Origin of the sequence: Paraburkholderia diazotrophica, assembly GCF_038900755.1 — a bacterium.
Lineage (GTDB): Bacteria > Pseudomonadota > Gammaproteobacteria > Burkholderiales > Burkholderiaceae > Paraburkholderia > Paraburkholderia diazotrophica_A.
On sequence record NZ_JBBPEN010000015.1, the window covers coordinates 26,470 to 39,356 of the forward strand.

A 12,887-nucleotide genomic window follows, 5' to 3' on the forward strand; every position below is an offset into this window, starting at 1 on the left:
CACCGGATTGCGATGGCGGGTTTCGTTTGCCGTCGCTGCTGTTCTAACCCAAGCAGCCGATTGGCTGACGGGACCAAGACTGACCGAATGCATCATGGTGGTGCAATCGGATTAAGTTGGGAAAGATAAACCATGATCCAGACCGAAACTCGGCTCGAAGTGGCCGACAACACGGGTGCGCGTGAAGTCATGTGCATCAAGGTGCTCGGCGGCTCGAAGCGTCGTTATGCCAACATCGGCGACATCATCAAGGTGAGCGTCAAAGAGGCAACGCCGCGCGGGCGCGTGAAGAAAGGCGAAATCTACAACGCCGTGGTGGTTCGCACCGCCAAGGGCGTTCGCCGTCAAGACGGCTCGCTGATCAAGTTCGACGGCAACGCCGCCGTGCTTTTGAATACCAAGCTCGAGCCTATCGGCACCCGCATCTTTGGGCCGGTCACGCGTGAGCTGCGCAGCGAACGCTTCATGAAGATCGTTTCGCTCGCGCCGGAAGTGCTGTAAGGAGCCGAGATGAACAAGATTCGTAAAGGTGACGAAGTCATCGTCATCACCGGCAAAGACAAGGGCAAGCGCGGCGTCGTGCTGGCTGTTGCTGACGACCGTGTGACCGTCGAAGGCCTCAATATCGCCAAGAAGCATGTGAAGCCGAACCCGATGAAGGGTACGACGGGCGGCGTGGAAGCGAAGGCAATGCCGCTGCACATTTCGAACGTCGCGCTGGTCGACGCGAACGGCAAGCCGTCGCGTGTCGGCATCAAGGTCGAGGGAGACAAGAAGGTCCGTTTCCTGAAGACGACCGGTGCTGTGCTGAGCGCCTGACGCGGAGTAAAAAATGGCACGTTTGCAAGAATTTTATAAAGAGAAGGTTGTCCCCGGCCTGATCGAGAAGTTCGGTTACAAGTCCGTGATGGAAGTGCCGCGCATCACCAAGATCACCCTGAACATGGGTCTTGGCGAAGCCGTTGCCGACAAGAAGATCATCGAGAACGCCGTTGGCGATCTGACGAAGATCGCGGGCCAGAAGCCGGTGATCACGAAGGCACGCAAGGCAATCGCGGGCTTCAAGATCCGTCAGGGTTATCCAATCGGCGCAATGGTCACGCTGCGTGGCCAGGCAATGTACGAATTCCTGGACCGTTTCGTGACGGTCGCGCTCCCGCGTGTGCGCGACTTCCGTGGCGTGTCGGGTCGTGCATTCGACGGTCGTGGCAACTACAACATCGGTGTGAAAGAGCAGATCATTTTCCCCGAAATCGACTACGACAAAATCGACGCGTTGCGTGGGCTGAACATCAGCATCACGACGACTGCGAAGACTGACGACGAAGCGAAGGCGCTGCTCGCCAGCTTCAAGTTCCCGTTCAGAAACTGAGGTTACCGTGGCTAAACTGGCACTGATCGAACGTGAAAAGAAGCGTGCGCGCCTGGCTGCCAAGTACGCTCCGAAGCGTGCTGCGCTGAAGGCAATCATCGACGACCAAAGCAAGTCCGAAGAAGAGCGCTATGCCGCTCGTCTCGAACTGCAGCAACTGCCGCGCAATTCGAACCCGACCCGTAAGCGCAATCGTTGCGCGATTACCGGTCGTCCGCGCGGCACGTTCCGCAAATTCGGGCTGGCGCGTAACAAGATTCGTGAAATCGCGTTCCGCGGCGAGATCCCTGGCCTGACCAAGGCGAGCTGGTAATAGGAGAAACGTAAATGAGCATGAGTGATCCTATCGCCGATATGCTGACTCGCATCCGCAATGCGCAGATGGTTGAGAAGGTTTCGGTGACGATGCCCTCGTCGAAAGTCAAGATTGCAATCGCGCAAGTCCTGAAGGATGAAGGCTATATCGACGATTTCGCAGTGAAGTCCGAAGGTGCGAAGTCGGAATTGAACATCGCGTTGAAGTACTACGCTGGCCGTCCGGTTATCGAGCGCCTTGAGCGCGTCTCGAAGCCTGGTCTGCGCGTGTACCGCGGCCGTAACGAGATCCCGCAGGTCATGAATGGCCTGGGCGTTGCGATCGTTTCGACGCCGAAGGGTGTGATGACTGACCGCAAGGCGCGCGCTACGGGCGTGGGCGGCGAAGTCATCTGCTACGTCGCTTAAAGCCGAAGGGAGAAGAAACATGTCTCGAGTAGGTAAAAGCCCGATCGCGCTGCAAGGCGCAGAAGTGGCCCTGAGCGACGAGCGCATTACCGTCAAGGGTCCGCTGGGCTCGATCTCGCAGAACGCGAATCGCCTGGTGAAGGTGGTGAACGACAACGGCACGCTGAAGTTCGAGCCGGTGGACGAGAGCCGCGAAGCAAATGCAATGTCGGGCACGATGCGCGCGCTGGTCGCGAACATGGTGCAAGGCGTGACCAAGGGTTTCGAGCGCAAGCTGACGCTGGTTGGTGTCGGTTATCGTGCGCAAGCGCAAGGCGACAAGCTGAACCTGTCGCTGGGTTTCTCGCACCCGGTGGTGCACCAGATGCCGGAAGGCGTCAAGGCTGAAACCCCGTCGCAAACGGAAATCGTGATCAAGGGGATCGACAAGCAGAAAGTTGGCCAAGTCGCTGCAGAAGTGCGCGGCTACCGTCCGCCGGAGCCTTACAAAGGCAAGGGCGTGCGCTATGCCAACGAGGTTGTGATCCTCAAAGAAACGAAGAAGAAGTAAGGGTGCGCAATCATGGATAAGACTCAATCTCGCCTGCGCCGCGCTCGTCAGACGCGTCTCAAGATCGCTGAGCTGCAAGTCGCGCGTCTGGCCGTGCATCGCACGAACACGCACATCTATGCGCAAGTGTTCTCGCCGTGCGGCACCAAGGTGCTCGCCAGCGCATCGACGCTCGAAGCCGAAGTGCGTGCACAGCTCGCCGACAAGTCGGGCAAGGGTGGCAACGTTGCCGCTGCAACCCTGATCGGCAAGCGCATCGCTGAAAAGGCTAAGGCTGCCGGCATCGAATCCGTCGCCTTTGACCGCTCGGGTTTCCGCTACCACGGCCGCGTCAAGGCGCTGGCTGATGCGGCGCGCGAAGCCGGGCTCAAGTTCTAAGGAAGGAATTCGTCATGGCAAAGATGCAAGCGAAAGTTCAGGCTGACGAACGCGACGACGGCCTTCGCGAAAAGATGATTTCGGTCAATCGCGTGACCAAGGTCGTGAAGGGTGGCCGTATTCTCGGCTTCGCGGCACTGACCGTGGTTGGCGACGGTGATGGCCGCGTCGGCATGGGCAAGGGCAAGGCGAAGGAAGTGCCGGTTGCCGTTCAGAAGGCAATGGAACAAGCCCGCCGCAACATGTTCAAGGTGCCGCTCAAGAACGGTACGCTGCAACACGAAGTGCATGGCAAGCACGGCGCATCGATGGTTCTCCTTGCTCCGGCGAAGGACGGTACCGGCGTGATCGCTGGCGGTCCGATGCGCGCAGTGTTCGACGTGATGGGCGTGCAAAACGTTGTGGCCAAGAGCCACGGTTCGACGAACCCGTACAACCTCGTTCGTGCGACGCTGGACGGCCTGCGCAAGCAGTCGACCCCGGCCGATATCGCGGCGAAGCGTGGTAAGTCCGTCGAAGAAATTCTGGGCTAAGGTGGTCACCATGTCTGAAAAAACTGTCAAGGTTCAGCTCGTCAAGAGCCTGATTGGGACCCGCGAATCGCACCGCGCAACGGTGCGTGGTCTTGGCCTGCGCCGCCTGAACTCGGTTAGCGAGCTGCAGGACACGCCGGCTGTGCGCGGCATGATCAACAAGGTCTCGTACCTCGTTAAGGTCATCGGCTAAGCGGCCGTTCGGGCACTCAAGGAGTTGATAATGGAATTGAATAACCTGAAGCCGGCTGAAGGCGCGAAGCACGCAAAGCGTCGCGTTGGTCGCGGCATCGGCTCCGGCCTCGGCAAGACCGCTGGCCGGGGTCACAAGGGTCAAAAGTCGCGTTCGGGTGGCTTCCACAAGGTCGGTTTCGAAGGCGGCCAGATGCCGCTGCAACGCCGTCTGCCGAAGCGTGGCTTTACCTCGCTGACGAAGGAATTCGTCGGTGAAGTGCGCCTCGGCGACTTGGAAAAGCTGCCGGTCGACGAAATCGATCTGCTCGCACTGAAGCAAGCCGGTCTGATCGGCGAGATGATGACGAGCGCCAAGATCATCGCGACGGGCGAGCTGAAGCGCAAGATCGTTGTGAAGGGTCTGGGTGCGACGAAGGGCGCGCGCGCTGCGATTGAAGCAGCGGGCGGTTCTTTCGCCGAGTAACGTGCAAGTCGATTGCCGTCACTAGCATTTGCATCGGAGAAGGTACTTGGCTAACAGCCCGAGTCTCGCAAAACCCGGTCGAAGCGCGGCGAAGTTTGGCGATCTGCGCCGGCGTGCAGTGTTCCTGCTGCTGGCGCTGGTCGTCTACCGTATTGGCGCGCACATTCCGGTGCCGGGCATTGACCCGGACCAACTGGCAAAGCTGTTCCAAAGCCAGTCGGGCGGCATCCTGGGCATGTTCAACATGTTCTCGGGTGGCGCACTTTCGCGGTTCACGATTTTTGCGCTTGGGATCATGCCGTATATCTCGGCGTCGATCATCATGCAGTTGCTGGCGATCGTCTCGCCGCAGCTCGAAGCGCTGAAGAAGGAAGGGCAGGCAGGACAACGGAAGATCACGCAATACACGCGTGTTTTTACGGTGGTTCTGGCAACGTTCCAAGCTTTTGGCATTGCTGTCGCGCTGGAGAATCAGCCGGCACTGGTGATCGATCCTGGCATGGTATTCCGGCTGACGACGGTTGTGACGCTCGTGACCGGCACGATGTTCCTGATGTGGCTTGGTGAGCAAATCACGGAACGTGGTCTGGGCAACGGCATTTCGATCATCATTTTCGGCGGCATCGCGGCGGGTTTCCCGAATGCGATCGGTGGTCTCTTCGAACTGGTCCGCACCGGATCGATGAGCATCATCTCGGCGATTATCGTGGTCGCGCTGATTGCAGCTGTGACGTATCTGGTGGTGTTCATCGAACGCGGCCAGCGCAAGATTCTTGTGAACTACGCGAAGCGGCAAGTCGGCAACAAGATTTATGGCGGACAGTCGTCTCATCTGCCGTTGAAGTTGAACATGTCGGGCGTGATCCCGCCGATCTTTGCGTCGTCGATCATCCTGTTTCCGGCAACCATCCTGAACTGGTTCAGTTCCGGATCGCGGACCGGCTGGTTCGCAGACACGCTGCACAATGTGGCCGAAGCGCTCAAGCCCGGTCAGCCCGTGTACGTGTTGCTGTACGCGTTGGCGATCGTGTTCTTCTGCTTCTTTTACACCGCGCTGGTGTTCAACAGCAGAGAGACGGCCGACAACCTGAAAAAGAGTGGTGCATTCGTCCCGGGCATTCGTCCGGGGGACCAGACGGCGCGCTATATCGACCGCATCCTGACGCGTCTGACGCTGGCCGGTGCGATCTACATCGTGTTCGTCTGCTTGCTGCCCGAGTTTCTGGTGCTGCGCTGGAATGTGCCATTTTATTTTGGTGGAACGTCGCTGCTGATCATTGTCGTCGTCACAATGGACTTCATGGCGCAGGTGCAGTCGTACGTTATGTCGCAACAGTATGAGTCGCTGCTGAAGAAGGCAAACTTCAAGGGCGGCGGCGTCCCGATGCGTTGAAAGGACTTATGGCCAAAGACGATGTAATCCAGATGCAAGGCGAGGTTATCGAAAACCTCCCTAATGCTACCTTCCGGGTGAAGCTGGAAAACGGCCATGTCGTATTGGGACACATATCCGGCAAGATGCGGATGCACTACATCCGTATTCTGCCGGGCGACAAGGTGACGGTTGAATTGACGCCTTACGATCTGTCGCGTGCGCGGATCGTGTTCCGGGCGAAGTGATTTGAAAAAAGGGTAATATCATGAAAGTGATGGCATCGGTTAAGCGCATTTGCCGCAATTGCAAGATCATCAAGCGCAAGGGCGTCGTTCGCGTGATTTGCAGCTCTGATCCGCGCCACAAGCAGCGTCAAGGCTGAACGCCGCGCTTTTGTTTGCGCTTTTTGTTTGAGGAAAAACAATGGCTCGTATCGCAGGGGTTAACATCCCGAACCACCAGCATACCGAAATCGGCCTGACGGCAATTTACGGTATCGGTCGCACGCGCTCGCGCAACATTTGCGTTGCTGCTGGTGTGGAATTTTCGAAGAAGGTTAAGGACCTGACCGACGCAGATCTCGAAAAGCTGCGTGAAGAAGTCGGCAAGTTCATCGTTGAGGGCGATCTGCGCCGTGAAACGACGATGAATATCAAGCGCCTGATGGACCTCGGTTGCTACCGTGGCGTGCGCCATCGTAAGGGCCTGCCCCTGCGCGGCCAGCGCACGCGTACGAATGCGCGTACGCGCAAGGGTCCGCGTCGTGCAGCGCAAGCGCTGAAGAAGTAAGCGAGACTGACAGTTACAGGAAAACGTAATGGCTAAGGCTTCGAACAACTCCGCGGCGCAACGCGTTCGCAAGAAGGTCAAGAAGAACGTCGCCGAGGGCGTGGTTCACGTTCACGCGTCGTTCAACAACACCATCATCACGATCACCGACCGTCAAGGCAATGCATTGGCTTGGGCAACGTCGGGTGGCCAGGGCTTCAAGGGTTCGCGTAAATCGACCCCGTTTGCAGCTCAGGTTGCCGCTGAATCGGCTGGCCGCGTGGCGATGGAATACGGCGTGAAGAACCTCGAAGTGCGGATCAAGGGCCCTGGCCCTGGCCGTGAGTCCGCGGTGCGCGCGTTGCATGGTCTTGGCATCAAGATCACCGCGATCTCCGACGTGACGCCGGTTCCGCACAACGGCTGCCGTCCGCCGAAGCGTCGTCGTATCTAAGACGCTTGCTCCGTTTGCGCCTGTTGCCGCTAAAGGCGGTAGCAGGCTGCTTGCGTTATTGAATTGACTAAGCCCACCGTTCGACCCAAAGGGTTCGGACTAGCGTGAATGAATGTTCACGTGATCAATCTAGAAGGAATGCAAAGTGGCACGCTATATCGGCCCTAAAGCCAAGCTGTCTCGCCGTGAAGGCACCGATCTCTTCCTGAAGAGCGCCCGTCGTTCCCTCGCTGACAAGTGCAAGCTTGACAGCAAGCCGGGTCAACATGGCCGCACCTCGGGCGCGCGTACGTCCGACTACGGCACGCAGCTGCGCGAAAAGCAAAAGGTGAAGCGCATCTACGGTGTGCTCGAGCGCCAGTTCCGCCGTTATTTCGCTGAAGCCGACCGCCGCAAGGGCAACACGGGTGAAAACCTGCTGCAACTGCTCGAGTCGCGTCTGGACAACGTCGTGTATCGCATGGGCTTCGGCTCGACGCGTGCAGAAGCGCGTCAGCTCGTGAGCCACAAGGCGATCACGGTGAACGGCGTCGTCGCGAACATCCCGTCGCTGCAAGTGAAGGCTGGCGACGTGATCTCCGTGCGCGAACAGGCCAAGAAGCAGGCTCGTATTCTCGAAGCGCTGTCGCTCGCCGAACAGGGCGGTCTGCCGAGCTGGGTTGCTGTCGATTCGAAGAAGTTCGAAGGTACGTTCAAGCAAATGCCGGAACGCAGCGATATCGCTGGCGACATCAACGAAAGCCTGATCGTCGAATTGTATTCGCGGTAATCGGATTAACGGCCGAGGTTCCCGGATTGCGTTAGGCAAGGGGGCGCCTCGGCTGTTTATTTTCAGGTTGTTACCGGTCAGCCTTATCGGTGTAACGAGCCGAGGGTATTGAAAAGGAAAACCTATGCAAACCAGTTTGTTGAAGCCCAAGATTATCGCAGTTGAATCGCTTGGCGAAAGCCACGCGAAAGTGGTCATGGAACCGTTTGAACGCGGTTATGGCCACACCTTGGGTAACGCGCTTCGGCGCGTGTTGCTGTCGTCGATGGTTGGCTATGCGCCGACGGAAGTGACGATTGCAGGCGTCGTGCATGAATACTCGACGCTCGATGGTGTGCAAGAGGACGTGGTCAACCTGTTGTTGAACCTGAAGGGCGTGGTGTTCAAGCTGCATAACCGTGACGAAGTGACGGTTACGCTGCGCAAGGAGGGTGAAGGCGTTGTTACCGCTGGCGACATCGAACTCGCCCACGACTGCGAAGTGATGAACCCGGATCATGTGATCGCGCACCTGTCGAAGGGCGGCAAGCTCGACGTGCAGATCAAGGTCGAAAAGGGCCGTGGCTATGTGCCGGGCAACGTGCGTCGCTATGGCGAGGAATCGGCCAAGATCATTGGCCGCATCGTGCTGGACGCGTCGTTCTCGCCGGTCCGCCGCGTGAGCTACGCCGTGGAAAGCGCGCGCGTCGAACAGCGTACCGACCTCGACAAGCTCGTGATGAACATCGAAACCAACGGCGTCATTTCGCCGGAAGAAGCGATCCGTCAATCGGCGCGTATTCTGGTCGATCAGCTGTCGGTGTTCGCAGCACTGGAAGGCACGGAAGCCGCGGCAGAAGCACCGTCGCGCGCACCGCAGATCGATCCGATCCTGCTGCGCCCGGTCGATGATCTCGAACTGACGGTTCGCTCGGCGAACTGCCTGAAGGCCGAGAACATCTACTACATCGGCGACCTGATCCAGCGCACGGAAAACGAGCTGCTGAAGACGCCGAACCTGGGCCGCAAGTCGCTGAACGAGATCAAGGAAGTGCTCGCTTCGCGCGGCCTGACGCTCGGCATGAAGCTCGAAAACTGGCCGCCGGCTGGTCTCGACAAGTAAGCCAGGTGGCATCAACTGGCCAAGACGCGGATTTTCCTTTAAAATCCGCGTCTTGCCTTTTTCACTACCGGCCCGTGCTTTCCACGGAAAGCGATAGAAGAGCTGGACCAAAACTTTGAATCAAGGAAACTGAAATGCGTCACCGTCATGGTCTGCGGAAACTGAACCGCACGAGCAGCCACCGTCTGGCAATGCTCCGTAACATGTCCAACTCGCTGATCGAGCACGAAGTCATCAAGACCACGCTGCCGAAGGCGAAGGAACTGCGTAAAGTCGTCGAGCCGCTGATCACGCTCGGCAAGAAGCCGTCGCTGGCAAACCGTCGTCTGGCGTTCAACCGCCTGCGCGATCGTGATTCGGTCACGAAGCTGTTCGACGTGCTGGGTCCGCGCTTCGCGAACCGTCCGGGTGGCTATCTGCGCATCCTGAAGTTCGGTTTCCGCGTCGGCGACAACGCACCGATGGCACTGGTCGAGCTGCTGGACCGTCCGGAAGTCGAGGAAGTCGAAAACGTTGCAGAAGCTGAATAAGCGTTCTGACAACAGCTGAAAAGCCAGGCGAAAGTCTGGCTTTTTTGTTTTTGGGCGCGCGTATGGCCTATTCCATTTGGCCGCCAGCGAGGCCTCGGAACAAGGTGATACGATAGCATCACCCTGTTGCGAAAATGCTGGAGCGGTCGGTGAGCGCAAATGTGAGTTTGATTTTGACGACCGTGCCGGACCTGGCAACCGCGCAAAAACTGGCTCAGGATGCACTTTCTGCCCGTCTGGCCGCGTGCGTGACGCGGATTGGCGGCGTCCAGTCGAGCTATCACTGGCAGGGCAAGATCGAATCGGCAGATGAGATCCAGTTGCTGTTCAAGACGAGCGTCGTACGGACGTTCGAACTCGAGCAGTTCATTCAGGCTCAGCATCCGTACGAGACGCCCGAAATCCTCTCCTGGCAGGTCACAGCATCGGCCGCGTACGGCCAATGGGTGAACACCGAAACGCAACGCCCGATCCATGTTTAACAGCTTCTCCTGCCGCTGGCGCAATACCGCGCGCTTCTTCGTCATTATCACGGGTATTGTGCTGCTCTCGCTCTTCAGAGCGAGCGGCGCACACGCTGACGACTTCCTTGATCCCGCCGTTGCTTTCAGATTCAGCGCGTCTGAACAGCCAGGCGAAGTGCTGGTTCACTACAAGATCGCCGACGGCTACTACATGTATCGCGAGCGATTTGCCTTTGCGGCCCGCAACGGCATGGTCACGATCGGGGATCCGCAATTGCCCGCGGGCCATGTGAAGTTCGATCAGACCTTCGCGAAGAATGTCGAAACGTATCGCGGTGAACTGACGATCCGCGTACCGGTGAAGCAGGCAAACGGCCCGTTCGATCTCGCCGTGACGTCGCAAGGTTGTGCGGACGCCGGCATCTGCTATCCGCCGATGGAGCGCGTCTATCACGTGACGGGCACCGCCTTGCACGCGGCCGCAGCGGGCGTTGTCGACGGCGCGCAAAGTGTCCAGGGCACGCAGAGCGGCACGTCGTGGTACGAACGTGCGACGAGCGCAGACTACGCGCAGTCACTGCTGCAAGGCGGAGGCTTCTTTGCAATCGTCGGATTGTATTTCGTCGCCGGCGCAGTGCTGAGCCTGCTGCCGTGTTCGTATCCGATGATCCCTATCCTGTCCGCGATCATCATCGGCGAGGGGCCGCGCGTGACGCGAAGCCGGGGTTTCGCGTTATCGCTCGCCTATGTCCTAGGCATGGCGCTCGTTTATACCGTGCTCGGCATTGCGGCCGCGCTCGTCGGGCAAAGCCTCGGTGCGTGGCTTCAGAATCCGTGGGTGCTCGGCGCGTTCGCGCTTGTGCTGACAGTATTCGCTCTGTCGCTGATCGCGGGCGTCGATATCGTGTTGCCGCAGCGCTGGCAGAACAGAGTCTCGAAGGCATCGGAAGGACGGTCGGGAGGCAAGTTTGCTACTGTCGCCGTGATGGGCGCGCTGTCGGCCCTAGTGGTGGGCGCGTGCATGACAGCGCCGCTTTTCGCCGTGCTGGCGTTCATCGCGCACACGGGCAACGCTGTATTGGGCGGTGTGGCCCTGTTTTCGATGGGTATCGGGCTCGGCGTACCGCTGCTGATCATTGGACTCGGCGCGGGTACGTTGCTGCCGCGCGCGGGCGCATGGATGGACAGCGTGAAGGTCTTCTTCGGTGTCGTGCTGCTGGCGGCGGCGCTGTGGATCGTATGGCCGGTTCTGGGCGCAACCGCGCAAATGCTGTTGGCAGCGCTGTGGCTGTTGATCGCCGCGGCCGGCTTGGGCGTTTTTTCTCCGCACGCGGGAGCAAGGTCCATTTGGCGCGGTCTCGGTCGCGGAATCGGCGCGGCGTTGGCCATCTGGGCGGCAACGCTGCTCGTCGGGCTCGCAGCGGGATCGACGAACCCGCTCGAGCCGCTAGCCGTGCTGGCCAGCCGTACGCCGAATGCGTCGTCTACAGCGGCACCTCAGGCCGATCTGGCCTTTGCCCCTGTGCGTTCATCGGGGCAGCTCGACGAGGCCGTCAAAACGGCTGCACAGCCCGCTATGCTCGATTTCTATGCGGACTGGTGCGTCAGCTGTAAAGAAATGGAGAAGCTCACCTTCAGCGATCCACGCGTTCAGGCCAAGCTCAAACAGATGAATCTGTTGCGAGCCGACGTCACGGCGAACAATCCTGACGATCAGGCGCTGCTCAGGCGCTTCAACCTGTTTGGGCCTCCAGGCATCATATTTTTCGACCGCGGCGGCAGGGAGGTATTGCGCGTGGTCGGCTACGAATCAGCGGACAAATTCCTGAGAAGTCTCGACCGTGTGACAGCGCCTCAGACTTGAGAACGGCAACGCGGGCAGCGGTTGGCGGATTTCGCGCGCGCTCGACGCAAACCCAAAATCCAACCGAATCGGTAATACCCGCGAGTTTTGAAGCAGCTCGCAACAAAAAAAGCGGAGGCAGCCACAAGGCCAGCTCCGCTTTCTCAATACCGCAGCGCTACCGCGTAGCGCGTCCTACTTTTGCGCCCTCAACACGCGCGCAGCATCGAGCGCGAAGTACGTCAGCACGCCGTCCGCGCCTGCGCGCTTGAACGCGAGCAGCGACTCCATCATCACCTTGTCGTGATCCAGCCAGCCGTTTTGCGCGGCCGCCTTCAGCATCGCGTATTCGCCGCTCACCTGATAGACGTAGGTCGGAAAGCGGAACTCGTCCTTCACGCGACGCACGATGTCGAGATACGGCATGCCCGGCTTGACCATCACCATGTCCGCGCCTTCGTCGATGTCGGCGCGCACTTCTCGCAGCGCTTCGTCCGAGTTGGCGGGGTCGAGCTGGTACGTCATCTTGTTGCCCTTGCCGAGGTTCGCAGCGGAACCCACGGCGTCGCGGAACGGGCCGTAGAACGCCGACGCAAACTTCGCCGAGTACGCCATGATCCGCGTGTGGATGTGACCCTCGCTCTCCAGCATCTCGCGGATCGAGCCGATACGGCCGTCCATCATGTCGGACGGAGCGACGATGTCGACGCCCGCTTGTGCCTGTGCCTTCGCCTGTTCGACGAGAATCTCGACGGTTTCGTCGTTGATCACATAGCCGTTCTCGTCGAGCACGCCGTCCTGACCGTGGCTTGTGTAGGGGTCGAGCGCGACGTCCGTCAGCACGCCCAGTTCGGGAAAGCGCTTTTTCAGCTCACGCACGGCGCGCGGAATCAGGCCTGCTTCGTTGGTCGCTGCGCGTCCGTCGGGCGTCTTGATGGACGGCTCGATCACCGGGAAAAGCGACAGCACGGGCACGCCCAGTTCGAGACATTGCTCGGCCACGCCCATCAGCAGATCGACGGAGACGCGCTCGACGCCCGGCATCGACGGAACGGCCTGATGCACATCCGTGCCTTCGATGATGAAGACGGGATAGATCAGATCGTTGGTGGTAAGAATGTTTTCGCGCATCATGCGGCGCGAGAATTCGTCGCGGCGCATACGGCGCGGACGGTGGTGCGGATAAAAGCTCATGTGGGGTGTCGTGTCTGCAGAAGTCGAGAACGCTGGCTGTTCCCTGCCAGAAACTTTTCGAGACAATGGTATATCATACCGATCGAGCAAGGCGCCTAGCGCTGACCTCCCCGCTTCTCCTCCCTGAGCGGGTGCCTGTCGTTTTTCGATTAGGCTGTTTAACCCGCCGTCAAC

The 12,887-nt window shown here is 59.3% G+C and carries 21 protein-coding genes; 20 read left to right on the plus strand and 1 reads right to left on the minus strand.

The window, feature by feature from the left end; translation table 11 throughout:
- The first annotated feature begins 132 nt into the window (after positions 1–132).
- The 20 genes from rplN to dsbD all read left to right on the plus strand — a co-directional run bounded on the left by rplN (position 133) and on the right by dsbD (position 11,540).
- Complete coding sequence (rplN, locus tag AABE10_RS31315; protein WP_012402188.1) at positions 133–501, plus strand: 50S ribosomal protein L14; 369 nt, start codon at positions 133–135, stop codon at positions 499–501.
- A gap of 9 nt (positions 502–510) precedes the next feature.
- Entirely contained in the window at positions 511–819 is a 309-nt protein-coding gene (gene rplX, locus AABE10_RS31320) for a 50S ribosomal protein L24 (protein ID WP_087736415.1), read from the plus strand.
- A 13-nt stretch (positions 820–832) separates the two neighbouring features.
- Entirely contained in the window at positions 833–1,372 is a 540-nt protein-coding gene (rplE, locus tag AABE10_RS31325) for a 50S ribosomal protein L5 (RefSeq protein WP_006052214.1), read from the plus strand.
- A gap of 7 nt (positions 1,373–1,379) precedes the next feature.
- The gene (gene rpsN / locus AABE10_RS31330; protein WP_087736416.1) at positions 1,380–1,685 is read left to right on the plus strand and encodes a 30S ribosomal protein S14; all 306 of its coding nucleotides are present in this window, start codon (positions 1,380–1,382) and stop codon (positions 1,683–1,685) included.
- 14 nt (positions 1,686–1,699) lie between these two features.
- Complete coding sequence (rpsH, locus tag AABE10_RS31335) at positions 1,700–2,095, plus strand: 30S ribosomal protein S8 (protein ID WP_090871716.1); 396 nt, start codon at positions 1,700–1,702, stop codon at positions 2,093–2,095.
- Between the two features lie 19 nt (positions 2,096–2,114).
- A complete protein-coding gene (rplF, locus tag AABE10_RS31340; protein WP_109478342.1) occupies positions 2,115–2,645 on the plus strand; it encodes a 50S ribosomal protein L6 in 531 nt (176 codons plus the stop codon).
- A 12-nt stretch (positions 2,646–2,657) separates the two neighbouring features.
- Positions 2,658–3,023: a 50S ribosomal protein L18 gene (gene rplR, locus AABE10_RS31345; RefSeq protein WP_087736419.1), complete on the plus strand. Its 366-nt coding sequence runs from the start codon at positions 2,658–2,660 to the stop codon at positions 3,021–3,023.
- A gap of 14 nt (positions 3,024–3,037) precedes the next feature.
- Positions 3,038–3,556 (plus strand): 30S ribosomal protein S5, encoded by a 519-nt coding sequence (rpsE, locus tag AABE10_RS31350; RefSeq protein ID WP_167045433.1) that lies wholly within the window; start codon positions 3,038–3,040, stop codon positions 3,554–3,556.
- A gap of 10 nt (positions 3,557–3,566) precedes the next feature.
- A complete protein-coding gene (gene rpmD, locus AABE10_RS31355; protein WP_004202755.1) occupies positions 3,567–3,749 on the plus strand; it encodes a 50S ribosomal protein L30 in 183 nt (60 codons plus the stop codon).
- A 30-nt stretch (positions 3,750–3,779) separates the two neighbouring features.
- Complete coding sequence (gene rplO, locus AABE10_RS31360; protein WP_209935961.1) at positions 3,780–4,214, plus strand: 50S ribosomal protein L15; 435 nt, start codon at positions 3,780–3,782, stop codon at positions 4,212–4,214.
- A 46-nt stretch (positions 4,215–4,260) separates the two neighbouring features.
- Positions 4,261–5,607, plus strand: coding sequence for a preprotein translocase subunit SecY (gene secY / locus AABE10_RS31365; protein WP_012402182.1), 1,347 nt, complete (start codon positions 4,261–4,263; stop codon positions 5,605–5,607).
- Between the two features lie 8 nt (positions 5,608–5,615).
- Positions 5,616–5,834, plus strand: a complete 219-nt coding sequence (infA, locus tag AABE10_RS31370) for a translation initiation factor IF-1 (protein ID WP_004521905.1) — start codon at positions 5,616–5,618, stop codon at positions 5,832–5,834.
- Positions 5,835–5,854: 20 nt separating this feature from the next.
- Positions 5,855–5,971, plus strand: coding sequence for a 50S ribosomal protein L36 (gene rpmJ / locus AABE10_RS31375; protein WP_004199844.1), 117 nt, complete (start codon positions 5,855–5,857; stop codon positions 5,969–5,971).
- Between the two features lie 41 nt (positions 5,972–6,012).
- Complete coding sequence (gene rpsM / locus AABE10_RS31380) at positions 6,013–6,378, plus strand: 30S ribosomal protein S13 (RefSeq protein ID WP_087736422.1); 366 nt, start codon at positions 6,013–6,015, stop codon at positions 6,376–6,378.
- A 28-nt stretch (positions 6,379–6,406) separates the two neighbouring features.
- Entirely contained in the window at positions 6,407–6,811 is a 405-nt protein-coding gene (gene rpsK, locus AABE10_RS31385; protein ID WP_006052224.1) for a 30S ribosomal protein S11, read from the plus strand.
- A 145-nt stretch (positions 6,812–6,956) separates the two neighbouring features.
- Positions 6,957–7,580, plus strand: coding sequence for a 30S ribosomal protein S4 (gene rpsD, locus AABE10_RS31390; protein ID WP_342937007.1), 624 nt, complete (start codon positions 6,957–6,959; stop codon positions 7,578–7,580).
- Positions 7,581–7,704: 124 nt separating this feature from the next.
- Positions 7,705–8,682: a DNA-directed RNA polymerase subunit alpha gene (locus tag AABE10_RS31395; protein WP_087736424.1), complete on the plus strand. Its 978-nt coding sequence runs from the start codon at positions 7,705–7,707 to the stop codon at positions 8,680–8,682.
- A 134-nt stretch (positions 8,683–8,816) separates the two neighbouring features.
- Positions 8,817–9,212, plus strand: a complete 396-nt coding sequence (rplQ, locus tag AABE10_RS31400; RefSeq protein WP_007730705.1) for a 50S ribosomal protein L17 — start codon at positions 8,817–8,819, stop codon at positions 9,210–9,212.
- Between the two features lie 134 nt (positions 9,213–9,346).
- A complete protein-coding gene (gene cutA, locus AABE10_RS31405; RefSeq protein WP_342937008.1) occupies positions 9,347–9,694 on the plus strand; it encodes a divalent-cation tolerance protein CutA in 348 nt (115 codons plus the stop codon).
- Positions 9,687–11,540 (plus strand): protein-disulfide reductase DsbD, encoded by a 1,854-nt coding sequence (gene dsbD, locus AABE10_RS31410; protein ID WP_342937009.1) that lies wholly within the window; start codon positions 9,687–9,689, stop codon positions 11,538–11,540. Before cutA ends, dsbD begins: the two co-directional genes overlap by 8 nt.
- A 174-nt stretch (positions 11,541–11,714) precedes the next feature.
- Here dsbD and hemB read toward each other — a convergent pair whose 3' ends face one another.
- Entirely contained in the window at positions 11,715–12,713 is a 999-nt protein-coding gene (gene hemB / locus AABE10_RS31415; RefSeq protein WP_342937010.1) for a porphobilinogen synthase, read from the minus strand.
- Between the last annotated feature and the right edge of the window lie 174 nt (positions 12,714–12,887).

Bases quoted from the DNA above. Each gene is read 5' to 3' on its own strand.
- rplN (WP_012402188.1), top strand. From the start codon at position 133: ATGATCCAGACCGAAACTCGGCTCGAAGTGGCCGACAACACGGGTGCG.
- rplX (WP_087736415.1), top strand. From the start codon at position 511: ATGAACAAGATTCGTAAAGGTGACGAAGTCATCGTCATCACCGGCAAA.
- rplE (WP_006052214.1), top strand. From the start codon at position 833: ATGGCACGTTTGCAAGAATTTTATAAAGAGAAGGTTGTCCCCGGCCTG.
- rpsH (WP_090871716.1), top strand. From the start codon at position 1,700: ATGAGCATGAGTGATCCTATCGCCGATATGCTGACTCGCATCCGCAAT.
- rplF (WP_109478342.1), top strand. From the start codon at position 2,115: ATGTCTCGAGTAGGTAAAAGCCCGATCGCGCTGCAAGGCGCAGAAGTG.
- rplR (WP_087736419.1), top strand. From the start codon at position 2,658: ATGGATAAGACTCAATCTCGCCTGCGCCGCGCTCGTCAGACGCGTCTC.
- rpsE (WP_167045433.1), top strand. From the start codon at position 3,038: ATGGCAAAGATGCAAGCGAAAGTTCAGGCTGACGAACGCGACGACGGC.
- rpmD (WP_004202755.1), top strand. From the start codon at position 3,567: ATGTCTGAAAAAACTGTCAAGGTTCAGCTCGTCAAGAGCCTGATTGGG.
- rplO (WP_209935961.1), top strand. From the start codon at position 3,780: ATGGAATTGAATAACCTGAAGCCGGCTGAAGGCGCGAAGCACGCAAAG.
- infA (WP_004521905.1), top strand. From the start codon at position 5,616: ATGGCCAAAGACGATGTAATCCAGATGCAAGGCGAGGTTATCGAAAAC.
- rpmJ (WP_004199844.1), top strand. From the start codon at position 5,855: ATGAAAGTGATGGCATCGGTTAAGCGCATTTGCCGCAATTGCAAGATC.
- rpsM (WP_087736422.1), top strand. From the start codon at position 6,013: ATGGCTCGTATCGCAGGGGTTAACATCCCGAACCACCAGCATACCGAA.
- rpsK (WP_006052224.1), top strand. From the start codon at position 6,407: ATGGCTAAGGCTTCGAACAACTCCGCGGCGCAACGCGTTCGCAAGAAG.
- AABE10_RS31395 (WP_087736424.1), top strand. From the start codon at position 7,705: ATGCAAACCAGTTTGTTGAAGCCCAAGATTATCGCAGTTGAATCGCTT.
- rplQ (WP_007730705.1), top strand. From the start codon at position 8,817: ATGCGTCACCGTCATGGTCTGCGGAAACTGAACCGCACGAGCAGCCAC.
- cutA (WP_342937008.1), top strand. From the start codon at position 9,347: ATGCTGGAGCGGTCGGTGAGCGCAAATGTGAGTTTGATTTTGACGACC.
- dsbD (WP_342937009.1), top strand. From the start codon at position 9,687: ATGTTTAACAGCTTCTCCTGCCGCTGGCGCAATACCGCGCGCTTCTTC.
- hemB (WP_342937010.1), bottom strand. From the start codon at position 12,713: ATGAGCTTTTATCCGCACCACCGTCCGCGCCGTATGCGCCGCGACGAA.